The sequence below is a fragment of the Amycolatopsis sp. NBC_00348 genome, from assembly GCF_036114655.1.
Classification (GTDB): domain Bacteria; phylum Actinomycetota; class Actinomycetes; order Mycobacteriales; family Pseudonocardiaceae; genus Amycolatopsis.
On the sequence record NZ_CP107994.1, the window covers coordinates 2,365,655 to 2,391,278 of the forward strand.

Genomic DNA, 25,624 nt, shown 5'->3' on the forward strand with positions numbered 1-25,624 from the left:
GTCTGCCTCAGGACTTCAGACGCGGTGGCGCGCCACGTGGGTCCAGACCGCGCCGGTCAGAGCGAGGATCCCGCAGAGGGTGACCCCCGGGTCGGGCAGCACCAGCCCGACGACCAGGAGCAGCACGGCGGCGACGTCGAGGGCGAGCAGCAGCGCGGTCTTGAGCGCGCGCGGTTTCCGGCTCCGGCCTTCGCGCAACGCGATGGCCAGGTCGGGGTCACTGAGCTCGAGGTTGCGCTCGATCTTCTCGAGCTCGGTTCGTTCGTGGTGACTGAGCATCGGGGTACTCCTTCGGCGCCGAACCCGCCGTTCCGGAGAGCAGATACCCAATCGTCCTCCCGGCGAACCGCCGAACGACGTCTTATTTCGTGCTTTTGGTTGCGCCGACCGGGTGATCTCCGATCCGTGACGGCTCATGGTCACGTTAGGTTTCCTTCGAACGTGGCCGGTCACGGCCCGGACGACGGACTGGGGCGCTCGGCAGACGGGCGGTCGTGGGGGCGGGCGGTGACCGCTGCCTGCTGTCGTGCGGGCGGGGGCCGGCCGGCATCTCAAGCAGCTGGAGGCCTTTGATGACCCTGCCCACCGAACCGATCGGCAGCATTCCCCGCCCCGGCTACCTCCTTGCGGGGCTCGGGGACTTCGCCGCCGGCCGGATCGACGCCGCCGCGCTCGCCGAGCTGGAAGGCCGCGCGCTGGCCGACACGATCAGCCGGTTCGAGGAGACCGGCTCGCCCGTGCTGACCGACGGCGAACAGGGCAAGCCGAGCTTCGCGACGTACCCGCTGGCCGGCCTCACCGACCTGGCGCCGGACGGCGTCGTCATCCCGTTCGCCGACGGGCACACCCGGCAGCTGCCGCGGCTGACCGCCGGGCCGTTCCGCTACGCGACCCACGCGGACGAGTACCTGACGCGGGCCAAGGCGCTGACGGACAAGCCGATCAAGCAGGCCGTGATCGCCGCGTCCGCGGTCTCGCTCGTCTACCCGGGCGACGGCATCGAGGGCTACTCGCAGGAGCAGTTCGTCGCGGACCTGGTGAACGAGGCCGAGGCGGACATCCGCCGCAGCTTCGACGCGGGCGCGGACAGCGTCCAGATCGACTTCACCGAGGGACGGCTGTCGCTGAAGCTCGACCCGTCCGGCGGGCTGCTGCGGCAGTTCATCGACCTGAACAACGCCGTCCTCGACCGGTTCACCGCCGAGGAGCGCGCGAAGATCGGCGTCCACACCTGCCCGGGTGGCGACCAGGACTCGGTGCACAGCCTCGACGTCGACTACGCGGGCCTGCTGCCGGCGCTGTTCGACCTCAAGGCGGGCAACTTCTTCGTCCAGCTCGCCAGCGAGGCCGACCCGTCGCACGCGCTCGAGGTGATCAAGGGCGTCCGCAAGGCCGAGCAGCGGGTGTTCGTCGGCGTGATCGACCCGATCGACCCGCGCGTCGAGACGGCCGAAGAGGTCCGCGACCGGGTGCTCGCCGCCGCGCAGTACATCCCGGCCGACCGGCTCGGCACCTGCGACGACTGCGGGTTCTCGCCGTTCGCCGACGACACGTCGACCTCGCGCGACATCGCGTTCGCGAAGATCACCGCCCGCGTCGAAGGCACGAAGCTGGCCGCCGAGAAGCTGGGCTGACCGCGGTGCCGGGGGCTGCCGTGGCGGCGGCCCCCGGCGTCACGCGGTGCCGACGGCGACCCGGACCCCGAGCGTGACGAGCACGGTGCCCATCACGGCGTCCAGCCCGCGGCGCACCCGGCCGGAGCTGAAGAAGCGCCGCAGCGCGCCGACCACGACGGCCAGGGTGACGAACCACAGCACGGTGCCGGCGGTGGCGATCGCGGCCAGTTCGAGCGTCTGCAGGGTGGAGCCGTCCGCGGGCAGGAACTGGGGGAGCAGCGCCAGGAAGTACACGGCGACCTTCGGGTTGAGCAGGTTGGTGAACAGCCCCTGCCGGAACGCCGCCCAGGCGCCCTTCGGCTTCACGGCGGGCGTCTCGCCGAGGTCGCGGTACTCCCCGCGCCGCACGGCCAGCCACGCCCGGATCCCGAGCACCACCAGGTAAACGGCCCCGACGAGCTTGACGACGGTGAAGGCCACCGCGGACGCGGTGAGCACGGCCGCCACGCCGAGCGCGATGGCGACGACCCAGGCGAAGACGCCGAGCGCGATCCCGGCCCCCGCGGCGATCCCGGCCAGCCGCCCACTGGTGAGCGAAGACCGCGTGACGACGACGAAGTCGGGCCCGGGCGACATCGCCCCCAGGATCACGACGAGCAGGAACGAAGCGGCGGTGGCACCGGGGATCATGAACCCGAGGATAGAGCCGGGCGCCAGCGGGTTTCAGCTCGGCTGACTACTTGATCTTCGTGAAGGTGCAGCCGCCGGAGATCTCCACGTACTCACCCTTCTTCGTCGTGAATCGCATGGGCCCGCCGCTGGTCTTGAGATCGTTGGCGATGATGTCGTTGCCCGAATCGTCACGCAGTCGCGCCCAGTAACCGTGGCCGGTACAGGTGGCCTTGTAGCTCCCGGGTTCCATGTCTTCTCCGACCTTGTAGGTGCCCTCGCCGACACTGGTGGCGGGTCCGGTCGGGGTCGTCGCGGTTGTTCCGGGGTGCCAGCCGACAGCGTCGTAGGTGACGTGGTCGTTGTACTGCGGACAAAGCGCGCTGGTTGCCATCGACATCAGCAGTTGCGTGTTTTCCTGGCTGAACCCGGACTCGATGCCTTTCTGGAAGATCGTCTTCGCGTCGGCGCCACGATTCCAGGCGGAGCAGTAGGAATCGGCGAGGTTCAGCAAGCCGCCGTCCGAAACGGTCGCGACCGCCGGAACCTGGGATCGCAGCATCGAGGGCAGAGACTGTCGGGGTAAGCCCTCAGGGCTGCTCCATGCGCTGGCAGGCGGCGTCGACGTGGAGGCAGAGGTGGATGTCGATGTGGTGCTCTCCGCCTTGTACGGGCTCGCGGTTGTGCTGGTCACGACGAAATAAGTGGTGGCCACGATCAGACCGGTGAAGAGAAGTCCGCCAGTCACGAACCATGGCCAGATTGTGCGTTTCCGTCCGACGGCCTGTGGCGATTGAGGTGGCGGGGTGTCTGCGGTCATGGTTCGGTCTCCTGTTCACTGGCTGAGCGATGAGACGCCCGAGATGTGAACAGCGTTACGGCGACAGATGTCGGTGACATCTTCGATTCGTATTCGAAACACGAGGGAAAGCAATCCGTCGCGATGTACGACTCCAGTCAGCTCGCTTCGACGCAGGGTTCCCCGGTGCAGAGGTGGCCGCACAGGGCGTCGACGCCGTCGGCCAGTGCCGTGAACTGCTCCGGGGCCAAGCCGTCGACGAACAGGGTCCGGACCAAGGCCGCGTGGCCCTCGGCGGCCGCGCGCAGGCGGGCGTGGCCCTCTTCGGTGAGGTAGGCGATGACGCCTCGGTCGTCCGAGGGGCAGGAGCGGCGGCCGACCAGGCCGGCCTTCTCCAGCTGGGCGACCTGGTAGCTCAGGCCGCTCTTCGACGTCAGCGCGGCGCCGGCCAGTTCGGTCATGCGCAGCTCGCCGTCCGCGGCGGACAGGCGGGCGAGGACCTCGTACTGCGGGTGCGACAGCCCGGCGTCGTCACGCAGCTGCTGCTCGACCTTGCGGGTCAGCAGCGTGCCCGCCATCAGGAATCCCTGCCACGTCTTCAGCTCGCGCTCGGTCAGCCACCGGGGATCGCCCATGCGTCCATGGTATCAAGATTGTTCGAATTTGAACTTCGTGTAGGGTCGATCTTGTGGGCGACTCCAGGGGAGACAGCATGACGGCTGAGGTGCGGACGCGGGTGCGGATCCCGCTCCGGCTGGGCGGCGACGTCACGGTGGACGCCGAGGCCGTCACGTTCCGCGGCCTGGCCGACGACGGCGAGCACCTCGCGTTCGTCCTGGGCACGCCGGGCGAGGTCCCGCTGGTGCGGCCGCATTCCGAGTGCCTCACCGGCGACGTCTTCGGGTCGGCGCGCTGCGACTGCGGGCCGCAGCTGGCCGAGGCCGTCGCGCGGATCGCCGAGGCCGGCGGGTACCTCCTGTACCTGCGTCAGGAGGGCCGGGGGATCGGGCTGTACAACAAGCTCGACGCGTACGCGCTGCAGGACGGCGGCCTCGACACCTACGCCGCGAACGCCGCGCTGGGCCTGCCCGAGGACGCCCGCGACTACACCGTCGCCGCCCAGATGCTGGGCGCGCTGGGCGTGGACCGGGTGGACCTGCTGTCGAACAACCCGGACAAGGCCGCCCAGCTGCGCGCGGCCGGCATCGCGGTGCGCGACCAGATCGCGACCGGGGTGTACGCGACGGAGAACAACGTCCGGTACCTGCGCGCGAAAGCCGAGCAGACCGGCCACACGCTCAGCCTGCCCGGCATCGCCAGCTGACCCGGCGCACCCGGTTGCCGAAGTCCGTGAATGCCACATCGAGGGACATAGTGTCCGTGAATGTGGCATTCACGGACTTCGGCTAGGTCAGGCGGGGGGCGTTGGCCGCGGCGGGGCCGGTGGTGAGCTTTTCCAGCAGTCCGATGAGGACGGTGCGTTCCTCCGGCGTCAGCGAGGCGGCCCAGGCCTGCTCGCGTTCGTTGTGGGCCTGGTAGGCGTCGGTGACGGCCGAGTGGCCCTTCTCCGTGATCGCCAGGCTGACCGCGCGGCGGTCGTGCGGGACCTGGGTGCGCGTCACCAGGCCGTCCCGCTCCAGGGTCTTGACCAGCGCCGACACCGCCGCGCGGCTCATCCCGGCCAATCGGGCGACGTGGCGTGACTCCAGCGGGCCGGCCAGCCAGAGCACGAACAGCACCCGGAACCCCGCCCAGCTGAAGCCGCGGGGGCGATGGACCGTCGACTCCCAGTCGTAGACCAGCGCGCCCGTCAGGCGGTGCAGGGTCAGGCCGAGGCGCATCGCGACCGGGTCCGTCGAGGGCAGCTCGGCCTGCGTCCTGCCGATCGCGTAGTCGACGAACGAGAGGTAGTCGAGGTCGGCGGGCTGGTCGGTCATGCGGGTCAGGTTAGGCGACGAGGGGTTCCGCGCGGGCGTCCGCCGGGTTAGCCTGGCCGCGGCCGATGGTCAAACCTTTGATCACAGGAGCGCTCGTCGTGACGAAGAAAGCCTTTGCCTCCTCGGCGGACCTGGCCGAGAAAGCGCAGACCCTGGAGGTCCTCGCGGACGGCGTCTACGCGCTCACCGCGGAGGGCGACCCGAACATCGGCGCGATCGAGGGCGAGGACTTCCTCGTCTGCTTCGAGGCGCTGGCGACGCCCGTCGCGGCGCGCGAATGGCTCGCGAAACTGCGTGAGCACACCGGCAAACCCGTGCGGTACCTCGTGTTGAGCCACTACCACGCCGTCCGCGTGCTCGGCGCGTCCGCGTTCGACGCCGAGGTGATCGTCGCGCACGAGAACACCCGCGCCCTGGTCGCCGAGCGCGGCAAGGAGGACTGGGCGAGCGAGTTCGGCCGGATGCCGCGGCTGGCGAAGAACGCGGAATCGGTGCCCGGGCTGACCTGGCCGACCCTCACCTTCTCCGACCGCCTCACCATCGACCTCGGCGGCGACCGCGGCGACCTCGTGCTCCAGTACTGCGGCCGCGGCCACACCGAGGGCGACCTCGTGGCCTGGCTGCCGCGGCAGAAGATCCTCTACGCCGGCGACCTGGTCGAGGCCGAAGCCGCGCTGTACACCGGGGACGCGTTCCACCGCGACTGGTCGTCGTCCACTTTGGACCGCGTCGCCGAGTTCGGGGCCGAGACGCTGATCGGTGGCCGCGGCGGGGTGAGCCGCGGCGCGGACGCCGTCGACGCCGCGATCGCGCAGACCCGGCACTTCCTGACGACGATGCTGCGCGAGGTCGGCGCGGTCCGCGACGCCGGCGGCACGCTCAAGCAGGCCTTCGAGCGCACCCACGCGGCGCTGGCAGACCAGTACGGCCACTGGCCGATCTTCGAGCACTGCCTGCCCTTCGACGTCTCCCGCCTGTGGGACGAGCTGGGCGGGATCGAGCGGCCGGTGGTGTGGACCGCCGAACGCGACCGCGAAGTCTGGGACCAGCTGCAGGACTGACGATGACCGTCGCCGTCCTCGGCAGCGGCCCGGTCGGGCAGACGGCCGCGCTGCTGCTCGCGCGCTGGGGCGTGCCGGTCGTGCTCCTCGACGAGCACCCGGTGCGCGATCCCGCCGGGTCCAAGGCGATCTGCCAGCAACGGGACACCCTTGACGTCTGGGCGTCGCTCGGCGCCGGCTGTCTCGTCGAGGAAGGCCTGACCTGGACGACCGCGCGGACCTTCCACCGCGAGACCGAGCTGTTCGCGCTGAAGCTGCCGGACGGCGGGTCCGCGCTGCCGCCGTTCGTCAACCTCTCGCAGGCCCGCGTCGAGGAGGTCCTCGACGGGCTGATCGCCGAGCAGCCGCTGATCGACGTCCGCCGCGGCCACCGCGTCACCGGCCTGACCCAGGGCGCTTGCGTCGAAGTCCGCTGCGAGACCGCGGCCGGGCCACGCACGATCGAGGCCGACTACGCGATCGCGTGTACCGGTGCGCGCGGTGACGCGGTGCGCCGCGCCCTCGGGCAGCGCCTCGAAGGGGTGTCCTTCCGGGACCTGTTCCTGATCTGCGACATCCGGGCCGACCTGCCGGGCTGGGCGGCGGAACGGCGGTTCTACTTCGACCCGCCGTGGAACCCGGGCCGCCAAGTGCTGATCCACCCGTGCCCCGGCTCGCAGTTCCGCGTCGACTGGCAGGTCCCCGCCGACTACGACCTCGCCGCCGAGGAAACCGGTGGCGCCCTGGACAAGCGGATCCGGGCGATCCTCGGCGACCGGCCGTACGAAGTGGTGTGGCGGTCGGTCTACCGGTTCCACACGCGGCTGGTCGAGCGGATGCGCGTCGGGCGCGTCCTGCTGGCGGGGGACTGCGCGCACCTGGTCGCGCCGTTCGGCGCCCGCGGGCTCAACTCGGGGGTCGCGGACGCGGAGAACGCCGCGTGGAAGCTGGCCTGGGTCCTGCGCGGGCACGCGGGCGAGGAGCTGCTGGAGAGCTACCACACCGAGCGGCACGCGGCCGCCGTGGAGAACGCCGAGGTGACGACGGCGACGATGGACTTCCTGGTGCCCCAGGACGAAGCCCGGCGCGAACACCGCGCCCGGGTCCTGGCCGGGGGTGTCCACGCCGACGTCGACTCGGGACGGCTCGCCGAACCGTTCTGGTACGCGGACTCGCCGTTGACGACGCCGGATCCGCGACGTCCGTTCGCCGGACGCCCGCCGCGCGGCGCGCTGCCGCCGCCCGGGCCGGGTGTGTTGCTGCCGGACGTCACCGTCGCGAGTGGACGGTTACGTGACCTGGCCCGGCAGGGGTTCCTGCTGCTGACAACACCGGGCGTCGAAGCCGGGGGAGTGCGGTCGGTGGAGATTCCGGTGGGCGGGGCGCTGGGCGCGCGCCCGGGCGAGGCCTGGCTGGTCCGCCCGGACGCGTACGTCGCCGCGGTGCTGCCCGACCCGACCGCGCCGGAGGTCGCCATTGTCCTCCGGCGCGGCTCAGGCGGCACTTTCACGTGAAAGTGACCACCTGGGGGCGGCACTTTCACGTGAAAGTGCCGGTCCGGGTCACGGGTAGTTGTTCAGCGGGCTCACCTGGTTGGCCTGGTTCGCCGCCGCGCCCGTGTCGTTGATGACGTGGCTGATCGTGCCCACGCCGCCGAGCGAGACCGAGACCAGGTTGTGGAACCGGACCCCGCTGTTGTTCGGCACCTCGAACGAATGACTGGCCACAATGGACGGGTTGGTCTGGAAGAAGCAGTAACTGCCCACCCCCCAGGCCTCGTGGCTGGTCACCGAGTCGGCCACCTTGTACGCCGCCCAGCCCTGCCTGCCGCCACCACTGGACCAGGACGCCTGGTCCGGCGGGTCGTACGGCATCTCGTTCTGGAAGAAGTACGTCCGCCCGCCGTTGCCGTTCCAGAGCACCTCGTACTGCTGGTAGTGCTCGACGAACAGGCCGTACATCGTCACGTTCGCGCCGTTGACGACCAGGCCGTTCGCCGCGGTGTTGACGTTCCAGCCGACGCCGTTCGAGTGATCACCGCGCCACAGCCACATGTGGTCGCCGATGACGTTGTTCGAGTTGATCACCAGCGTCTGCGTCGCCCGGCCGACGGCGGCGCCGCCGATCCGGAAGAACACGTCGTGCAGCGACGTCGGGTCGGCCGCGTGGTTCGCGGCCGAGCCCGGCTGCCCGATCTGCATCAGCACCGGCGAGTTCACCGCACCGGCGTCGATCAGCAGGCCGCCGATCTTCACGCCGTCCACATCGGACACCGTGATGGCCGCGGTGCCGTTGGTGGGCTGCAGCGTCGCCAGGCCGAGGCCGAGCACCACGGTGTCCGGGCGCGTGACGTTCAGCGCCTGGTCGAGGTGGTACACCCCCGGGGTGACGAGCAGGTTCTTGCCCGCCGCCAGCGCCGCGTTGATCGTCGCGGCCGAGTCGGACGGCTTGGCCACGTAGAACTCGCTCAGCGAGATCGACGAGCCGGCCGGCGCGCCGTGGCCCCAGCTGGTGCCGACGGAGTTCTGCCGCAGCGCGGGCACGAACACGTTGTAGCTGCCCGAGCCGTCGACGTAGAGGAACGGCTTCTCCCGGCTCACCGGCGTCTGGTTGACGACGGTCTCCGGCGGGTTCGGGAACGACGCCGCGGGGGTGCCGGTCGAGCCGACGAACACCATGTTCCACACGCCGCCCGCCCAGCTGCCGAGCTCGCTGTTGCGGGTCAGGAACTGCTGCTGCGACCCGGAGACGGCCTGCCCGTCGATCTTGCTGTCGGCGATCAGGCCGCCACTGGCCCAGCCGTCACCGCCGTTCCACAGCTGGATCTGGCTGCCCTTCAGGTGCATCCGGCGGTACGGCGCGGCCTGCGCGACCGCCCACCGCTCGACCTGCCCGGCCGGCAGCGTCACCGACAGGTTCTCCGCGGAGCGCCAGAAGTTCTGCGTCGCGTTGCCCTTGTTGGCCGGGTTGTCACCCTGCTGCAGCCAGTCCGCCTCGACGCGGACGTGGCCGTTGAGGTTGACGTCGTCGGGGGAGAGGCCCAGCCCGGCGACCTGCTCGTAGAACCCGAGGTTGACGTCGGCGTTGTAGCTGCCCGGCTTGAACAGCACGGCGTAGCGCTGGTCGCCGAACTGGTTGGTGTGCTGCTGGTTCGCGATCTGCGTCAGCCGGTCCTGGATCGTCGACGCCGGGGTCGACGGGTCGAACACCGACACGTTCGGCCCGAGGTCCGGGTTGCGCGGGTCGGTCGGTGGGATCGTGGTGCCGCCGCCGGTGCCGTGGGCCGCCACCTCCCACAGTGAATAGCCGTACCCGGTGGCCCGCTGGGTGCCGTTGATCCGCAGGTAGCGGGCCGTGCCGGTGACCGGCACGGTCTGCGTGCCGCCAGTGCCGGTGGTGGTCGAGTAGGCGTCGGTCCAGCTCGTGCCGTTGCTCGAGAGCTGGACGGTGAACGCCTTGGCGTACGCGGCTTCCCACGTCAGCACCACGTCACAGAGCTGCTGCGACGAGCCCAGGTCGACCTGGAGCCACTGCGGGTCGCTGAACGCGCTGGACCAGCGGGTGCCCGTGTTCCCGTCGACCGCGTTCGACGCGGGGGTGCCGCCGTTTTCGGTGGACGACGCGGTCGCGGTGCGCCCCTGGGCGAGGTTCGTGGTCCCGCACGCGGCGGCCTGCGCCGGTGTGGAACCGAGGACGGTCGCCGTGGCGAACGCGGTGAGGAGGGTGGTGGAGACGGCGAGGAACCGCCGTCCCCGGGAGAACGTCGTTGATCTCATCTGCCTGCCTGATCGGTCGGAGAGACTCCGGCGGGCCGCGCTCGGGGCGCGGCGGCGTGCCGGGCGGGCCCCACTGCCCGCGCCGGCGTCCGGGTGGTGCGACGGGTCCGCGGCCGGGGCGTCCGCCGGGCCCCGTGAGCCGGGGAGCGGGGCGAAGCGGGCGGCGAGACGGCGAACCAGTCAGCCCGAAGGGGTGGAATCGATCCAGGTGGCGGCCGCGGAACCGGTTCCGTCGAAGCGAGGAGCAGTTAACATCCCGCGCCGGGCAAGCGTCAAGGTTCCGGGCGGGATTCCTTCTCCCGGCCCAGTGTTCCGGCCGTTCCGGGACCACCCGGCGCACCGCCGTTGACATTTTCACGCTCTTTATTTATATCTTGAACTAAGAGCGTACCGAAGAGCGGGCCCCACACCCGCGCTGAGGCCACGTGAGCCGATCCGTGCCGGGGCAAGGACGTCCCGGCGCCGGTCCCCGTGGAGGTTTCCCATGCACCGACGCATGAAGCGACCCCGAGCCCGCTCGGGCGTGCTCGCCGTCCTCACCCTGGTCCTGGCCGCGCTCATCAGCGCGCCCGCCGCCCAGGCCGCGCCCGTCCTGCTCTCCCAAGGCCGTCCTGTGACGGCGTCGTCCACCGAAAACGTCGGCACTCCGGCGTCGAACGCGGTCGACGGCGACGGCGGCACCCGCTGGTCGAGCGCGTTCAGCGATCCGCAGTGGCTGCAGGTCGACCTCGGGTCCACCCAGCAGCTGTCCCAGGTCGTGGTGAACTGGGAAGCCGCCTACGCCAAGGCGTTCACGATCCAGGCGTCCACCGACGGCGCCACCTGGACGTCGCTGTACTCGACGACCACCGCCACGGGCGGGAACCAGACGCTGAGTGTCACCGGCAGCGGCCGGTACGTCCGGCTCACCGGCACCCAGCGGGCCACCCAGTACGGCTACTCGCTGTGGGAGTTCCAGGTCTTCGGCGGGGGCGGCACCACCCAGCCCGGCGACGTCCTGCTGTCGTACGGCAAGTCCGGCTCGGCCTCGTCGTTCCAGGACGACGGCGCCTGCCCCGGCTGCCTCCCGGCGAAGGCGTTCGACCACGACCCGGCGACGCGCTGGGCGACCAGCGCGACCACCGGCTGGGTCGACCCGGGCTGGATCACCGTCGACCTCGGCGCCACCGCGAACGTGCACCAGGTCGTCCTGCAGTGGGACCCGGCCTTCGCGGTCGCGTACCAGATCCAGGTGTCGAACGACAACGCGAACTGGACGTCGCTCTACTCGACGACCACCGGCAAGGGCTTCAAGGAGACCCTGACGGTCAACGGCAGCGGCCGCTACGTCCGGATGTACGGCACCGCGCGGTCCAACGGCTACGGCTACTCGCTGTGGGGCTTCGACGTCTACGGCACCGGCGGCAACCCGACCACCGTGCCGCCCGCGCCGCCCGCCCCGCACTTCCCGGGCACGCTGGTCTGGAGCGACGAGTTCAACGGCGCTTCGGGCGCCGGCCCGGACGCGAGCAAGTGGACGGCCGAGACGGGCGCCGGAGTCAACAACGAGCTCGAGTACTACACGAACAACAACAACGCCAAGCAGGACGGCCGCGGCAACCTGGTCATCCAGGTCCGCCGCGAGGCGACGCCGGGCTCGGCGTGCCCGGTCGACCCGATCAGCGGCAGCGGCACCTGCCAGTACACCTCGGGCCGGATCAACACCGCGGGCAAGTTCAGCTTCACCTACGGCCATGTCGAGGCGAACATCAAGGTGTCCGGTACGCAGGGGCTATGGCCCGCGTTCTGGTTGCTGGGCGCCAACTTCTTCGGCGGCACGCCGTGGCCCAACTGCGGTGAGATCGACATCATGGAGCACGTCGGGAAGTCGCCGAACCTGGCCTACTCGACCATCCACGCCCCGGCCTACAACGGCGCCGGCGGCATCGGCGCGCCGCTGGACCTCGGCCAGGACGTCGCCGCCGGGTTCCACAAATTCGGCCTCGACTGGGACGCCTCGCACATGACGTTCTACGTCGACGGCAACGCGTTCGAGACGATCAACCGCGACACCGTGGAGAGCACGCGCGGGCCGTGGGTCTACGACCACCCGTTCTTCCTGATCCTCAACAACGCCATCGGCGGTGACTTCCCCGGTCCGCCGGGAGCGGGCACCGTGCTGCCGCAGGACATGGTGATCGACTACGTGCGGGTCTACCAGTGAGAGCCGGGCTCCGGCGGCGGCTGGCGCTCACCCCACGGGACCTCGCCCACCGGACGGGCTCCTGGACGACCAACGCGGGCCAGTACCGCGTGTCGGTCGGCGACTCGTCGCGCAACGTCCCGCTGTCGGCGGCGCTGAACGTCACCTGAGCGCTCGGTGCAAGTTGTCGTGAGTGTTTAGGGCGGTTCTAACCGCCCTAAACACTCACGACGGCCGTGGACTCGCGGATCACCAGGGTTGTCGGCACCACCAGGGGCGCGCTCGGTGACGGCGCTCCGGCCAGCTGGGCGATCAGCTGCCGGGCCGCCGTCTCGCCCATCGCGCGGAGGGGCTGGCGGACCGTCGTGAGCGGGGGCTGGGTGTGCGCCGCGAGGGGGATGTCGTCGAAGCCGATCACGGCGACGTCCGCCGGCACCGCGCGCCCGGCCTTCCGCAGCCCGCTCAGCACGCCGGCCGCCGTGAGGTCGTTGTGCGCGAAGACCGCGTCGAACCCCGGGCCGCTCTCCAGCAGCTGCAGGATCGCGGCTTCCCCGCTTTCACTGGTGAAGTCGCCCTCGATGATCAGCCGCGGGTCGAGGTTCCGGCCGGCTTCGAGGATGGCGTCGCGGAAGCCGTTGAGCCGGTCGCTCGTGCAGCCGAAGTCGCGGGGCCCGGTCACGGTGGCGAGCCGGGTGCGGCCGGTTTCGAGGAGGTGGCGGGCCGCGTCGACGCCGCCCTGGCGGTTGCTCGTGCCCACCGACGGGAACGCGGGCCGCCGGCCGCGGTCGTCGATCACCACGACCGGCAGCCCGGAGTCGCGCAGCACCCGCAGGTGCCGCACCGCGTCCGGCGGTTCGACCAGGAGCAGCCCGTCGAACGCCTTCGCCGACACCTGCCGCGAGAACTCCTCCAGGGAGTCCGCGCCGCGGTTCGCGGTCGACAGCAGCAGGCCGTAGCCCTTGGACTCCACGACGTCGGCGACGCCTTGGAGCACCTCGCCCATCCACGGCCAGGTCAGGCCGGGCACCAGCATCCCGACCGTGCGGGTCACCCCGCGCGCCAGCCCGACCGCGCCGGCGCTGGGGATGTAGCCGGTCGCGGCGATCACCTCGCGCACCCGGATCGCGGTCGCGGCGTCGACGTCGGCCTTATTGTTGAGCACCCTCGACACGGTCGTCTTGCTCACCCGCGCGCGGCGGGCGACCTCGGCGATCGTGACGCGCATGCGACCTCCCGGCGGTGCCTTGTGTGGTGCCAAGGTACTCGCCCCGGCCACCGTAGGAAATCGATCAGGTCCGGACGGACAGCCGCGTGAGGCTCGCGTCGCCGCTTCGCCAGTCGAGCGTGCGTACCGCGAGGTAGCGCACCTGACCGGTGACGGCGACGGTCGTCGTGCGGTTCCGGGCCGGCTTCGCGGCGGTCGTGTAGGTGACGCCGTCGGTGCTGGTTTCGACGGCGCAGGCCGGGACGCGACCGGACGTCCAGGCGAGGTCGGCCGCGGAAACCGGCCGTACCGCACCGAGATCCACGACCAGCCGGCCGTCCGGGCCCGGCCGCCACGCCGTGGCCGGGTCGTCGTCGACCGCCGCGGCCGGACTGGACATCCCGGCCGGCAGCGGCTCCGCCGGGAACGTGACGGCGCCGAGCGCGAGGTCGGCCAGCGGGTACGGCCGGACCTCCGGGACGAGGACGGGCACGGTCCGGCCCGGGATCAGCAGGACCGGCCGCGGGAGGCCGCCGTCGGGTTCCACCGTGATCAGGACCGGGAGCCCGGACGCGGCGGTGAGGTCGACCCGGCCGGCGTCGCGCACGACCGCCTTGAGCCCGGTCGGGATCGCGCGGCCGAACGTGCCGCGCAGGGTGAACCGCGGCGGTTCGATCCGGCCTTCGGCGGCCGCGAGCGCGAAGGTGAACGCGGTGCCCGCCGCGGTGACGACCTGCTCGCCGCGGTACAGCCCGAGCGCCGAACGGTCCTGCGGGAGGTTCGCCGTCCCGGCCGCCGCGGCGGCGGAAAGGTTGGCCAGCACGAGGAATCCGTCGGTGACGCTCGCGCGGACGGCGGCCGCGGTGGTGCTCGCGCGAGCGCGGCCGGCCAGCTTCGCCAGGCCCGCGGTGCCGGGGTACAACTCGGCCAGCAGCGGCGCGGCGGGGCCGTCCGAGAGCGTGACGCTGCTGCCGACGACGGTGAGCGGGTTCGGCCCGGACACGACCAGCCCGGCCCGGCCGTCGACGTCGAGCCAGCCGCGGGTGCTGCTCAGCGCGGGCTTCGGGTAGCTCGCCACCGGCGTCCAGACCGAGCCGTCGGGGGACGTCTCGACGCGGTAGCCGCGTCCGGCGGCCGCTTCCCAGCTCAGGACGACGCGGTCGAACGCCTTCGCCGCGCCGAGGTCGACCGCGAGCCAGCTGTCCGCGCGCGGCCGGTCCGATGTGGACACCGCCCAGCGGGTGGTCGCATTGGCGTCGATGGCGTATTTCGCCTCTTTGCCCGCGGTGGCCGAAGACGCCGACGCGGTGCCGGCGAGCGCGAGGTCCGGGCCGGGGCCGTCGTGGACCTCGAAGGCGTACAGCGAATAGCCGTACGCCGGATCCGGGCGGACGCCGAGCATGCGGACGAACCGGGCGGTGACCGGCGCGAAGCTCAGGTCGTCGGTCCGGGGGCCGCCGGCCGGCGCGTCCTGCGCGGACACCGTCACCTTGCCTTCGGCCGCGGTGTAGGTGCGGTCGCCGTCGAGCCCGGGAACGCCGGGCATGGCCAGGTTGTAGACGGTGAACGCGCCTTCGCCGCCGCCGATGCCGGTGCTCGCGTACACCGCGGCGCCGGTCGGCAGGGTGGCGAACGCGGCGTAGCCGGTGTCGAAGCGCAGCACGCCGAAGGTGCCGTCGAAGCCGTCCCGGACGCGCGTCCACGTCGTGGCGTGGCGTTCCCGGACGGCCAGGTTCGACGCGGGCAGCAGCATCGGCGTCGCACCGCCGAGCGCGAACAGCCAGTCGTCGTGGTGGGGCTGCCAGGCGAACTTGACGAACCCGGCCTTGCTCACCGTCGCGGCCCAGGCGGCGGGGGAGCGGTGGGCGAGCAGCCCGGGCCCGGCGCCGAAGTCGGCGACGCCGGCGGCGTGCGCGTCGAACTCCGTCCTGCTCACCGGGACGACCGGGCCGCCGTGCGCGGCACGCCACTCGTGCAGCAGGTAGCTGATGGCGACCTCGGCCCGCGCCTCCGGCTCGTACTTCGGTTCGCCGGAGAACTTCGTGATCCGGTCGGCGGGCGCGTAGGCCTGGTACGGCTCGAGCCGCGCGGCCAGGTCGGCCTCGGCGCGGGCGGCGTACCGGTCGCCGAGCACCTGCGCGCGGAAGGCCAGCGGGATGACGTCGCGGCCGTAGAGGTGCTCGCGGTCGGCGACCATCGGCATCAGCGGCTCGCCGGCGTCGCTGGTCATCAGCAGCATGGTGCGCCAGAGCAGTTCGCCGTTCGGCTGCGCGGTGAGCACCTCGGGCAGCGGCTTCCCGGCGAGCAGGAAGTGCATCGAGTTGCGGCCGGACGTGCGCCACAGCTCCTCCTGGTAGTGCGGACCGAAGGAGCCGTGGTTCTCGACGAGGAACGTGTCGTAGAGGTTGGTCGCGGTGTTCGCGTTGATCGGGTGACCGTCGACGAGCCGCGGGTTGGCCAGGTCGGCGGCCGGCAGCCCGCCTTCGTTGCGGCTCCACGACCCGAAGGCGTCCCGCCAGGCGGCGGCGCGGGCGTCACCGGGGGCCCAGGCGAGGGCCGGGGCGAGGGACTGCGCGTAGACGCCCATCTCCTCGAGCTTGGTGTCGCCGACGTGCCCGCCGAGCAGGCCGTTGGGCGTCCAGCCGCCGGACGTCGGGTCGTCCTTGGTGCCCAGCGCGGTGGTGTAGGCGGCCTGTTCGGTGGTGATGCGCTCGACGTTCGCCCGCGTGGCCGCGTCCAGGTCCGTCCACAGCAGACGCGAGGCGAGCAGGAAGTACGACTGGAAGGTGGTGTCGAAGAACAGCCGACGGCCCCACTCGGTCCCGCCGGTGAGCAGGTTCGACGCGGCGAAGTGCTTGATCGTGTCGAGGGTGTGCGTCTTCAGCGTGGCCTGGTCGACCCCGGCGACGGCGGCGTCGTAGCCGTCGCGGGTCAGCAGCAGGGCGTTGCCCAGGACGACGGCGAAGGTGAAGTCCGTGGCCGGGTAGATCCCGGCCGTCTTGTCGAACTGGGCCTCGGCCCAGCGTGTGTGCCGGAGCAGGACCCGCAGGTAGGTCGCCGCGACGGCGTCCGGCGGGCCGCTCTTCGGTGCCCCGCCCGCCGGGCCCGCCTCGGCGACACCCGGCAGCAGCCCGGAGGCCAGCACCGCCGCCGCACTGCCCGCACCCAGCAGGCCGAGGGCCCGTCGCCGGTTCAGCTCGCCCATGGTCCGGCCTCCGCTCTCTGACAACCTTGTCATCGCGGCGATTCTGGGACGGCCCGGCCGCCGCGGGCAACCCCGGCGGCCGATCTCGTCCGGTTTCGGACAAGGCCTAGGTAATTCGTATAACGCCCTATACTCGCGCCGCTCGGTCGCGGGTGACCTGGGAAGTCCGTGAATGCCACATCGAGGGACCAAGTGTCCGTGGATGGGGCATTCACGGACGTGAACGGTGGGAGCAAGCTCACCGCCGGGCGCGGGCCGGGGCGTGCTGAGATGACAACGTGATCACGGACCCCGGGGTGCTGCTCCTGCTCGTGCTCGCCGGGGTCGGTGCCGGGCTGACCGGGGCCACCGCCGGGCTCGCGTCGCTCGTGTCCTACCCCGCGCTGCTCGCCGCCGGGCTGCCACCCGTCGTCGCGAACGTGACCAACACCGTCGCCATGCTCGGGACCACCGCGGGCGGGGCCGCCGGGGCGCGGCCCGAGCTCGCCGGGCAGCGCGAGCGGATCCTCCCGCTCTGCGTCATCACCACGATCGGCGGCGCGGTCGGTGGCGTCGTGCTGCTGGTGACGCCGGCCGACGCCTTCACCGTGATCGTGCCGTGGCTGATCGGCGGGGCGTCGGTGGTGCTCATGGTGGGCCCGCGGCTGCGCCGGCTGGCCGAAGGCGCCGAGCACCACGGCCTCAGGCCGGTGACCGGCGCGTTCGCCTTCGTCATCGGCATCTACGGCGGCTACTTCGGCGCCGCCGCGGGCGTGCTCATGCTGGCGCTGCTGGTGTCGGTGTGGAGCCAGCCGCTGGCCCGGACCAACGCGGCGAAGAACCTGGTCACCGGGTCGGCGAACCTGCTCGCCGCGCTCGTGTTCGCGGTGACCGGCAAGGTCGACTGGACGGCCGCGCTCGCCGTCTGCCTCGGCTCCCTCGGCGGGGCGTGGCTCGGCGCGACGATCGTGCGGCACCTGCCCGCGACGCCGTTGCGGATCGGGATCGGCGTCGCCGGGCTCGTGCTGGCGGTCGTCCTCGGCCGGCAGGCCTTCGGTTAGATCCATGCTGCCGCCGGGCCGCCGGAGAGGGCATGATCGGGCGGGTATCGGCGAGCAGGAGACCAGATGAGCATTGTCGGGACCAGGGTGGTCCGCCAAGAAGATCAGAACCTGATCACCGCGGGCGGGACCTACGTCGACGATCTGCGGGAGGAAGCGCTTTCCGGCGCCGCACACGCGGTGTTCGTGCGCAGTCCCATCGCGCACGCGCGGATCGGCGGCATCGATGTGAGCGAGGCGCTCGCGGCGCCCGGGGTGCTCGGCGTGTTCACCGCCGCCGACCTCGGGCTCGCGCCGCACGACGCCGGACCGGTGAAGGAACCGTGGCTGGCCGACGGAATCGTCCGTTATGTCGGTGAACCCGTCGCGCTCGTCCTCACCGAGGAGCGCTACCAGCTGGCCGACGCGGCCGAGCTGGTCGACATCGACTACGACCCGCTCGACGCCGTCGCGACCATCGACGCCGCGCTGGCCGGGGAAACGCTGCTGTACCCGGAAACGGGCAGCAACGTCATGCAGGTCCACGGCGCCGAGGAGTTCGACGACGCGCTCTTCGACGGCTGCGACGCGGTCGTCACGCAGACGATCGTCAACCAGCGCGTCGCCCCCGCGCCGCTCGAGGTCCGCGGCGCGTCGTGCGTGTGGGGCGAGGACGGCAGGCTCACCGCGTGGCTGTCGACGCAGAACGCCCAGATCGCCCGGTCGCAGCTGGCCGGCAGCCTCGGTGTCGGCGAGGAGGCGGTGCGCGTCATCGCCCCGGACGTCGGCGGCGGGTTCGGTGCGAAGATCGGCGCGGACCCCGAGGCGACCGTCCTCGGCTGGGCCGCCAAGCGGATCGGCCGCGCGGTGCGCTGGATCGAGACGCGCAGCGAGAACCTGACGTCGATGACGCACGGGCGCGCCCAGCAGAACACCGTCACCATCGGCGGCAAGCGCGACGGCACGGTGCTCGCGTACCGCCTCGACGTCGTCCAGGACGCCGGCGCTTACCCGCGGACGCTGTTCCTGCCGACGCTCACCGAGCTGATGGCCGTCGGCGTCTACCGGTTCCCCGCGGTCGAGACGCGCAGCCGCGGCGTCGTCACCAACACCACCCCGATCGCCGCCTACCGCGGCGCCGGCCGCCCGGAGGCGACGGCCGCGCTCGAACGGGCGATGGACGTCTTCGCCGCCGAGATCGGGCTGGACCCGGCCGAGGTCCGCCGGGTCAACTTCATCCGGCCCGAAGAGTTCCCGTACCAGACGCCGACCGGCGCGTCCTACGACTCGGGTGAGTACGCGACGGCGCTGGACAAGGTGCTCGAAGCGGGCGGCTACGCCGAGCTCCGCGCCGAGCAGCAGCGTCGGCGGGAGGCGGGCGACCAGGTCGAGCTGGGTCTCGGGATCGCCGCGTACGTCGAGATCACCGGCGGTGACGCGGGTGGCGAGAGCGGCCGCGTCGACATCCACCCGGACGGCTCGGTCGTCGCCTGGACCGGCAGCTCGCCGCACGGGCAGGGCCTCGGCACGTCGCTGGCGATGCTGCTGTCGGACCGCCTGGGTGTGCCGCTGGAGAAGATCACGGTCCGCCACGGCGACACCGACGAGGTGCCCAAGGCGATCGGCACGTTCGGCTCCCGCTCGCTGCAGCTCGGCGGGTCCGCCATCCGGCAGGCGGCCGACGAGGTGATCGCCGAGGCCCGCGAACTGGCGGCCGACCTGCTGGAAGCGTCGGCCGACGACCTGGAGCTGGACGTCGAGCGCGGCGTCTGGCAGGTCCGCGGCGCGCCGTCGAGCGCGGTGCTCAGCTGGGCGCAGGTCGCCGAAACGGCCGGGGACGGCAAGCTCACCGCGGACGTCTGGTTCGGCGGCGGCAAGCCGACGTTCCCGTTCGGCGCGCACCTCGCCGTCGTCGAGGTCGACACCGAGACCGGCAAGGTCGTGCTGCGGCGGATCATCGCCGTCGACGACGCCGGCCCGATCGTCAACCCGCTGACCTTCCGCGGCCAGCGCCACGGCGGGCTCGGCCAGGGCGCCGCGCAGGCGCTCATGGAGGTCGTCACCTACGACGAGGACGCCAACCCGACCACCGCGACGCTGGCGGACTACTCGTTCATCACGGCCGTCGAGCTGCCGGACTTCGAGCTCGTCGACATGGCCACCCCGACCGACCGGAACCTGCTGGGCGTCAAGGGGATCGGCGAGGCGGCGACGATCGGCTCGACGCCGGCGGTGCACAACGCCGTGGTCGACGCGCTGGCCACGCGCGGCGTCCGGCACCTGGACATGCCCACGACCCCGATCCGGGTCTGGGCCGCTATCGAAGACGCGCGCAAGGAGAACGAACGGTGAAGGTCTCGATCGAGGTCAACGGACGGCCGGTGGCCGAGGAGGTGCCGGACCGGACGCTGCTGGTGCACTTCCTGCGCGACACGGCCGGGTTCACCGGCACGAACATCGGCTGCGACACGACGTCGTGCGGCGCCTGCACGGTGCTGCTGGACGGCGAGTCGGTCAAGTCGTGCACGGTGCTGGCCGCGCAGGCCGACGGCCACGCCGTCACCACCGTCGAAGGACTGGCCGGCGCGGACGGCGAGCTGCACCCGGTGCAGCGGGCGTTCCGGGAGCAGCACGGCCTGCAGTGCGGGTTCTGCACCCCGGGGATGATCATGGCGTCGGTGTCGCTGCTCGCGGACAACCCGAAGCCGACGCGTGACGAGGTGCGCGTCGGGCTGGAAGGGAACCTGTGCCGCTGCACGGGTTACCACAACATCGTCAGCTCCGTGATGGACGCTTCGGGTCAGGAGGTGGACCGGTGATCCCCGCCGAGTTCCGCTACGAGCGCGTGTCCACAGTGGACGAGGCGCTGGCCCGGCTGGCCGAGCACCGCGACGACGCCAAGGTCCTGGCCGGCGGGCATTCCCTGCTGCCGCTGATGAAGCTGCGGCTGGCCGCGCCGGAGTACCTGGTGGACATCGGGCCGGTCGACGAGCTGCGCTACGTCCGGCTGGACGGCGGCGACGTCGTCATCGGCGCCCTCACGCGCTACAGCGACCTGGAGCAGGACCCGGTGCTGCGGGAGCACGCGCCGCTGCTGGCGCACGCGTCGGGGGAGGTGGGCGACCGCCAGGTCCGCCACCGCGGCACCCTCGGCGGTTCCCTGGTGCACGCCGACTCCGCGGCCGACCTCCCGGCGGCGATCCTGGCGTCGGACGCCGTGCTGGTCGCGCGCGGCCCGGCGGGCGAGCGCCGGATCCCGGCGTCGGAGTTCTTCCTCGGCCCGTTCACGACGCCGCTGGAGCCGGACGAGCTGCTGACGGAGATCCGGCTGCCGCGTCAGACGGGTCTCGGCTGGGGCTTCGAGAAGTTCACCCGCCGCGCGCTCGACTGGGCGATGGTCGGCGTGGCCGTGGTCGGCGGCAAGGTGGGCCTGGTCAACATGGCCGGCGTCCCGCTGCGCGCGTCGGCGACCGAAGCGGCGTTGGCGTCCGGCGCGTCCATCGAGGACGCGGCGGCCCTGGCGGCGGAGGACACGAACCCGCCGGACGAGCCGCACGCGACGGCGGAGTACCGCCGCCACCTCGCGCGCGTCCTCACCCGCCGCGCCCTCACTCAAGCTGCGCGCCGCTCCTGACGGTCAAGTCCGTGAATGCCACATCGAGGGACACAGTGTCCGTGAATGTGGCATTCACGGACTTCGGGCGTGGGTGATCGCGACGGCCGATTCCCGCCAGCGAGGGGACCGGGCCGGGCGCGAGGATGGACGGCGTGAAGACGGAAACCCTTGCGCATTCAGCCATCGAGCCCGGAATCCTCTACTTCGGCACCCCCGTGGTGCTGATCTCCAGCTCCAATGAGGACGGCTCGGCCAACCTCGCCCCGATGTCGTCGGCGTTCTGGCTCGGCTGGCGCGCGATGCTCGGGCTCAGCGCGCGCTCGCACACCACCCACAACCTGCTGCGCACCCGCGAATGCGTGCTCAACCTGCCCTCCGACGCGCTCGCGGCGCACGTCGACCGGCTCGCCATGACCACCGGCTCGGACCCCGTGCCGCCCGGGAAGCAGCAGCGCGGCTACTTCCACCTCGCGGAGAAGTTCGAACGGGCCGGGCTGACGCCGGTGGCGTCGGAGACCGTGGCGCCGCCGCGCGTCGCCGAATGCCCGGTGGCGATGGAGGCGGTCGTCGAGGCCGTGCACCCGGTCGCGGACGCCGACGAGCGGCAGCGCGGCGGGATCGTCGCGATCGAGGTGCGGGTGCAGCGCGTGTTCGTGCACGACGACATCCGCCTGCCCGGCGGCGACGACCGCATCGACCCGGACGCCTGGCGGCCGCTCATCATGAGCTTCCAGAAGCTCTACGGCCTCGGCCCGCAGGTCCACCCGTCGACGCTGGCCCGGATCCCGGAACGGCTCTACCGCGGCCCGGACATCGACCGCGCTCGTGACGTCACGTCGCGCTCAGCTGCTTCAGCAGGGGAGCGAGCGTCGTGATCCCCGCGGTCACGGCGGCGCGGCCCTTCGCCGAGCCGACCGGCGGCTGCTGGGTCAGCAGCACGACGACGTAGCGGTCGTTGACGACACCCGTGGTGTTCAGGACCAGGGCGTCGCGCAGGATCATCCAGCCCTGCTTGACCTGCCAGGACGTCCCGGGCAGCCCGTCGGGGATGCCGAAGTACTGGTCCCAGCCGTCGTCGGCGGGGTTGCGGGCGTCACCGAGCGCGGTGAGCAGCGGCTGCGCGACGTCGTCGGGCACGGTGTCCTCGAGGAACTCGTAGGTCGCGACGACGTCGGCGGCGCTCGTCTTCGCCATGCCCCACTGGGTCGGGTCGGCCGGCGGCGTTGTGTGCGTGAGGCCGATCAGGCCCGCGGTGCGGGTGACGATCTCGTTGCCGCCGTTGCGTTCCCAGAGTTCCGACGCGATCGCGTCGTCGCTGCCGGCGAGCATGTCGGTCAGGTCGTCGACCGTGCCGGCGTCGGGGAGCGCCCAGCCGCCGTCGGTGCCGCGCACCTCGTCGATGGCGATCAGCAGCTTCACCACCGAAGCCGTGTAGTACGGCGTGTCGCGGTCCAGCGAGGCCAGCTCCTTTCCGGACTCCCGGTCGAAGAGGACGAACCCGACATCGGTCCCGCGCGAGGTGGCGGTGACGGCGTCCGCGACCCCGCCGGCGACGCCGGTGAGGTCGGGGTAGGGGACCGCGGTGGTGCTCGGCGCCGGTGGCCCGACCTCGGTGTCCTGCGGCGGGTCCGGGGCCGTCGTGGTGCTCTGCGCGGCGGTCGTGACCACCTGGCCGCAGGCCGCCACGAGCAGGGTCGCGGCGAGCGCGGCGGCGAGGCCCAGGTCCCGGATCGGTCTTCCCATGCCTGGTCAACGCCTCGCGGGGCCCGGTCGGCAGCGGATTCCACCTGTCCGTTCGCTGTGTCTTGCTGTGGGGACGCTGTGGCCGTCGCGCCGACGCGTTGCGTGGTGACAGCGGGTCACTGTCGCGGAATCCGGGCTCGGCTGGGTCCGCGACTGCGGTTTACGGGGTCCGGCGCGGTTCGCGTGGCGAAGCGAATTGCCCGGCCGCGGGAACCGGTGCGGCGGGCCGGATCACCGCACTCGCGAGGCGCGTCGACCGGTCGGCACGCGGGTGCCGACCGGCCGGGCCGCGGGGGAGCGGTGTGGCGAGACCCACCGCCGGTCACCCGTCGGGACGGCGGCGGCCCGGTACCCGCGCGGCGTAGCGTCGTGGGCGTGGACGACGTGCGGATCCTGGTGGTGGGTGCCGGTGCGACCGGCGGGTACTTCGGTGGCCGGCTGCTGCAGGCGGGCCGGGACGTGACGTTCCTCGTCCGGCCCGGGCGGGCGAAGCTGCTGCGGCAGCGCGGGCTGCGGATCGTCGGGCTCGGCGAAGAGACCGTGCTCGACCCGCCGCTGGTGGAAACCGGGGCCCTGGACGAAACCTACGACCTCGTGCTGCTCGCGGTGAAGGCCACCGCGCTGACGAGCGCCATCGACGATTTCGCGCCCGCGGTCGGCCCGGGAACGCTGATTCTGCCGTTCCTCAACGGGATGGCGCACATCGACGCCCTCGCCGCGCGCTTCGGCGACGCCGCGGTTCTGGGCGGTGTCGCGAAAGTCGTGACCACGGTGGACGACGACGGCGACATCCGGCGGCTCGGGCCGCTGCAGAACCTGACCTACGGCGCGCGCGTCGAACCCGTCCCGCCGCGATTGTCCGACGTGGACGCGGCGCTGACCGGCGCGGGCTTCCCGGCGGCCCGCGACGACGCGATCACCGGGGCCATGTGGGCGAAGTGGGTGTTCATCGCGTCGATCGGCGGGGTGAACAGCCTGATGCGCGGCACGACCGGCGACGTCGTCGCGGTGCCCGGCGGCACGGCGTTCGCCGAGGCCGTCGTGGCGGAGGCCGCGGCCGTCGCCGAAGCCGCCGGATATCCCGTGCCCGCCGCGGATCTGGCGGCGACACGCCGAACGGTGGCCGACCCCGGAACGGGTGGTTCTTCGCTGTATCGCGACCTTCTCGGCGGTCACTCGGTCGAGGGAGACCAGATCTTCGGCGATCTCACCGCGCGTGCCCGTGAGCTGGGCGTTTCCGTGCCCCTGCTGGATCTCATCACTCTGCAGCTCCGCGTGCACAACCACCGCATCGGGTGATACGGCCACTGTGGGCCCCTTGCCCGCCCAGGACAGGGATCGTGGTCTTTCGGGCATCCGGGTGGCGGTGCCGAACCGCGATCATGCGGCACTGCTACTCTTCGTAAGGGAACTTGCTTGAAGGTTTGACGTCTTGGATGTCCGGCGTTTGCGGTTGACTGAGTGGAATCAGGCGAGGGGAAATGGCGGACAGGTTCGAGTTCGTCCTCGAGGTCGTGGAAGCCCTGGTGGTCGGGCAGGCGACCGGTGGCGATGTCCGGCGGTACCCACTGCGGGCCGGGTACCTCCCGGCCGATCCGGTGCGGTTCGTCCACGTCGCCCGGCAGGTCTACGACGCGCTCGAGGAGCGGCGTCTTTCGGTGTCGGGTGAGCTGCACCCGGGTGTGCGCACGGCTTTCGAGCTGCTGGCCAGCCCGCGCGTGTCGGTCGCGGTGAGCGGGATCGACGGCCTCGGTGCCGACGTCGCCGTCCTCGTGGTCACCGACGGCGCGCAGGCGCTCGGCATCACCCAGGCCCCGGACACCGACGAGCTGCTGTTCTCGCTCTTCGCGGACGAGGACCTGGTCGAGGTCGTCACCGGCGTGCTGCCCCCGGCGCCCGCCGCGACGACCGGCAGGCACGTCGTGCACCGCGCCGCCGGCCGCGAGGTCTCGGCGATGACGGCCAAGCGGCGCGCCGACGCGGAGTTCGACGAAGAAGAGACCGACGCTTTCGGCATGATCGAGGTCAAGGCCGTGGTGCGGCCGGGCCGCCGCCCACCGGCCCGGCCGACGTCCGACGTCGCCGTGCTGGAGCGCGTGCTCGCCGAACCGCGCCTCGGCGGCGGTCACATCGCCGTCACCGCGCAGAGCCGTCGCGGCGAACGGCTCGCGGGCGACCCGCTGAGCTGGCTGGACACCGCCGACGGCCGCTACCTCGTGCGCACCAAGAGCGGCGACGCCGGCGAGCTGACGGCCGAGTACGTGCCCGCGGGCCGCGCCGAGCTGGCCCGCGCCATCCGCGACGCGATCGCTGCGGTCTACTGACCGGGAAGGAACCCTCCTGATGACCGACGAAGTGACGGCGGCGACCACCGACGCGCTGCAAGCGACCCAGCAGTTCCAGGCCGCGGAGACCCCGCAGCTGCAGGCGATGTCCGCGGTCCGCGTCGGCCTCGCCGGCGCCCAGCTGAAGCGGCTCGCCGAGAGCGGCAGCTTCGCGGTCGACGACACCACCGGCAACCGGCTGATCGAGTCGCTCGAAGGCGTGCTCGAGTCGCTGGAAGCGCGCTGGTCGGCGCTGCAGCGCCTGCACGACAAGCCGGCGCTCAGCCGGACCGCGGTCGGCCTGTGGGTCTCCGGCCACATGGTGAACACCGCGGCCGACGACCACGGCCTGGTCACCCAGCTGCAGGCCGCGCGGCAGGAGTTCCCGACCTACATCGAAGCGATCAAGCTGGCGAAGCAGAACTACAAGACGCGGGAAGAGGAGACACGGGCCACGCTCGTCGCACTCCCGTCCGCCGACCAGAGCTGAGGGA

General features: G+C 72.0%; 23 protein-coding genes. 14 read left to right on the plus strand and 9 right to left on the minus strand.

Translation table 11 applies throughout. From position 1 onward, the window contains the following. Positions 1-15 precede the first annotated feature (15 nt). Positions 16-279 (minus strand): DUF3040 domain-containing protein, encoded by a 264-nt coding sequence (locus tag OHS58_RS10685; RefSeq protein WP_326950000.1) that lies wholly within the window; start codon positions 277-279, stop codon positions 16-18. Positions 280-572: 293 nt separating this feature from the next. Here OHS58_RS10685 and OHS58_RS10690 point away from each other — a divergent pair, with 293 nt between their 5' ends. Continuing rightward, entirely contained in the window at positions 573-1,634 is a 1,062-nt protein-coding gene (locus OHS58_RS10690) for a cobalamin-independent methionine synthase II family protein (RefSeq protein ID WP_326949999.1), read from the plus strand. 39 nt (positions 1,635-1,673) lie between these two features. Here OHS58_RS10690 and OHS58_RS10695 read toward each other — a convergent pair whose 3' ends face one another. From OHS58_RS10695 to OHS58_RS10705, 3 genes are all read right to left on the minus strand, one after another. Continuing rightward, entirely contained in the window at positions 1,674-2,306 is a 633-nt protein-coding gene (locus OHS58_RS10695) for a LysE family translocator (RefSeq protein WP_328648100.1), read from the minus strand. Between the two features lie 46 nt (positions 2,307-2,352). Continuing rightward, entirely contained in the window at positions 2,353-3,105 is a 753-nt protein-coding gene (locus OHS58_RS10700; protein ID WP_328648101.1) for a hypothetical protein, read from the minus strand. Positions 3,106-3,242: 137 nt separating this feature from the next. Beyond that, complete coding sequence (locus tag OHS58_RS10705) at positions 3,243-3,719, minus strand: MarR family winged helix-turn-helix transcriptional regulator (protein ID WP_328648102.1); 477 nt, start codon at positions 3,717-3,719, stop codon at positions 3,243-3,245. A 77-nt stretch (positions 3,720-3,796) separates the two neighbouring features. Here OHS58_RS10705 and OHS58_RS10710 point away from each other — a divergent pair, with 77 nt between their 5' ends. Further along, a complete protein-coding gene (locus tag OHS58_RS10710) occupies positions 3,797-4,408 on the plus strand; it encodes a GTP cyclohydrolase II (protein WP_326949996.1) in 612 nt (203 codons plus the stop codon). A gap of 82 nt (positions 4,409-4,490) precedes the next feature. On the opposite strand, the gene OHS58_RS10715 is transcribed toward OHS58_RS10710, so the two are convergent. Continuing rightward, positions 4,491-5,021, minus strand: coding sequence for a MarR family winged helix-turn-helix transcriptional regulator (locus OHS58_RS10715; RefSeq protein WP_328648103.1), 531 nt, complete (start codon positions 5,019-5,021; stop codon positions 4,491-4,493). A 98-nt stretch (positions 5,022-5,119) separates the two neighbouring features. On the opposite strand from OHS58_RS10715, the gene OHS58_RS10720 reads away from it, so the two are divergent. After that, entirely contained in the window at positions 5,120-6,082 is a 963-nt protein-coding gene (locus tag OHS58_RS10720; protein WP_328648104.1) for an MBL fold metallo-hydrolase, read from the plus strand. 2 nt (positions 6,083-6,084) lie between these two features. After that, on the plus strand, positions 6,085-7,575 hold the full coding sequence (locus OHS58_RS10725) for an FAD-dependent monooxygenase (RefSeq protein WP_328648105.1): 1,491 nt from the start codon (positions 6,085-6,087) through the stop codon (positions 7,573-7,575). A 48-nt stretch (positions 7,576-7,623) separates the two neighbouring features. On the opposite strand, the gene OHS58_RS10730 is transcribed toward OHS58_RS10725, so the two are convergent. Then, entirely contained in the window at positions 7,624-9,837 is a 2,214-nt protein-coding gene (locus OHS58_RS10730) for a discoidin domain-containing protein (RefSeq protein WP_328648106.1), read from the minus strand. Between the two features lie 496 nt (positions 9,838-10,333). Between OHS58_RS10730 and OHS58_RS10735 the strand changes: the two genes are divergently transcribed. Together OHS58_RS10735 and OHS58_RS10740 are read left to right on the plus strand one after the other, a co-directional pair. Continuing rightward, positions 10,334-12,040, plus strand: coding sequence for a discoidin domain-containing protein (locus OHS58_RS10735; protein ID WP_442875528.1), 1,707 nt, complete (start codon positions 10,334-10,336; stop codon positions 12,038-12,040). Continuing rightward, a complete protein-coding gene (locus OHS58_RS10740) occupies positions 12,037-12,189 on the plus strand; it encodes a hypothetical protein (protein WP_328648108.1) in 153 nt (50 codons plus the stop codon). The genes OHS58_RS10735 and OHS58_RS10740 overlap by 4 nt, the downstream gene beginning before the upstream one ends. 47 nt (positions 12,190-12,236) lie before the next feature. Here the strand turns inward: OHS58_RS10740 and OHS58_RS10745 are convergent, their stop codons facing one another. Together OHS58_RS10745 and OHS58_RS10750 are read right to left on the minus strand one after the other, a co-directional pair. Beyond that, complete coding sequence (locus OHS58_RS10745; RefSeq protein ID WP_328648109.1) at positions 12,237-13,244, minus strand: LacI family DNA-binding transcriptional regulator; 1,008 nt, start codon at positions 13,242-13,244, stop codon at positions 12,237-12,239. Positions 13,245-13,308: 64 nt separating this feature from the next. Further along, complete coding sequence (locus tag OHS58_RS10750; RefSeq protein ID WP_328648110.1) at positions 13,309-16,461, minus strand: discoidin domain-containing protein; 3,153 nt, start codon at positions 16,459-16,461, stop codon at positions 13,309-13,311. A gap of 245 nt (positions 16,462-16,706) precedes the next feature. Between OHS58_RS10750 and OHS58_RS10755 the strand changes: the two genes are divergently transcribed. From OHS58_RS10755 to OHS58_RS10775, 5 genes are all read left to right on the plus strand, one after another. Then, positions 16,707-17,468: a sulfite exporter TauE/SafE family protein gene (locus OHS58_RS10755; RefSeq protein WP_328648111.1), complete on the plus strand. Its 762-nt coding sequence runs from the start codon at positions 16,707-16,709 to the stop codon at positions 17,466-17,468. Positions 17,469-17,534: 66 nt separating this feature from the next. Further along, a complete protein-coding gene (locus tag OHS58_RS10760; protein ID WP_328648112.1) occupies positions 17,535-19,799 on the plus strand; it encodes a xanthine dehydrogenase family protein molybdopterin-binding subunit in 2,265 nt (754 codons plus the stop codon). Then, positions 19,796-20,266: a (2Fe-2S)-binding protein gene (locus OHS58_RS10765; RefSeq protein ID WP_328648113.1), complete on the plus strand. Its 471-nt coding sequence runs from the start codon at positions 19,796-19,798 to the stop codon at positions 20,264-20,266. The genes OHS58_RS10760 and OHS58_RS10765 overlap by 4 nt, the downstream gene beginning before the upstream one ends. Next, positions 20,263-21,081 carry an FAD binding domain-containing protein gene (locus OHS58_RS10770; RefSeq protein ID WP_328648114.1) on the plus strand — a complete coding sequence of 273 codons (819 nt, stop codon included), beginning with the start codon at positions 20,263-20,265 and terminating at the stop codon, positions 21,079-21,081. The genes OHS58_RS10765 and OHS58_RS10770 overlap by 4 nt, the downstream gene beginning before the upstream one ends. 134 nt (positions 21,082-21,215) lie before the next feature. Next, a complete protein-coding gene (locus OHS58_RS10775) occupies positions 21,216-21,938 on the plus strand; it encodes a flavin reductase family protein (RefSeq protein WP_328648115.1) in 723 nt (240 codons plus the stop codon). Here OHS58_RS10775 and OHS58_RS10780 read toward each other — a convergent pair. After that, a complete protein-coding gene (locus OHS58_RS10780) occupies positions 21,895-22,806 on the minus strand; it encodes a hypothetical protein (RefSeq protein WP_328648116.1) in 912 nt (303 codons plus the stop codon). The genes OHS58_RS10775 and OHS58_RS10780 overlap by 44 nt on opposite strands. Before the next feature lie 375 nt (positions 22,807-23,181). Here OHS58_RS10780 and OHS58_RS10785 point away from each other — a divergent pair, with 375 nt between their 5' ends. The 3 genes from OHS58_RS10785 to OHS58_RS10795 all read left to right on the plus strand — a co-directional run bounded on the left by OHS58_RS10785 (position 23,182) and on the right by OHS58_RS10795 (position 25,620). Next, positions 23,182-24,105 (plus strand): ketopantoate reductase family protein, encoded by a 924-nt coding sequence (locus OHS58_RS10785; protein WP_328648117.1) that lies wholly within the window; start codon positions 23,182-23,184, stop codon positions 24,103-24,105. Between the two features lie 182 nt (positions 24,106-24,287). Beyond that, positions 24,288-25,130: an ESX secretion-associated protein EspG gene (locus OHS58_RS10790; protein WP_247052200.1), complete on the plus strand. Its 843-nt coding sequence runs from the start codon at positions 24,288-24,290 to the stop codon at positions 25,128-25,130. Positions 25,131-25,149: 19 nt separating this feature from the next. Beyond that, complete coding sequence (locus OHS58_RS10795; protein WP_326949980.1) at positions 25,150-25,620, plus strand: hypothetical protein; 471 nt, start codon at positions 25,150-25,152, stop codon at positions 25,618-25,620. Positions 25,621-25,624 lie beyond the last annotated feature (4 nt).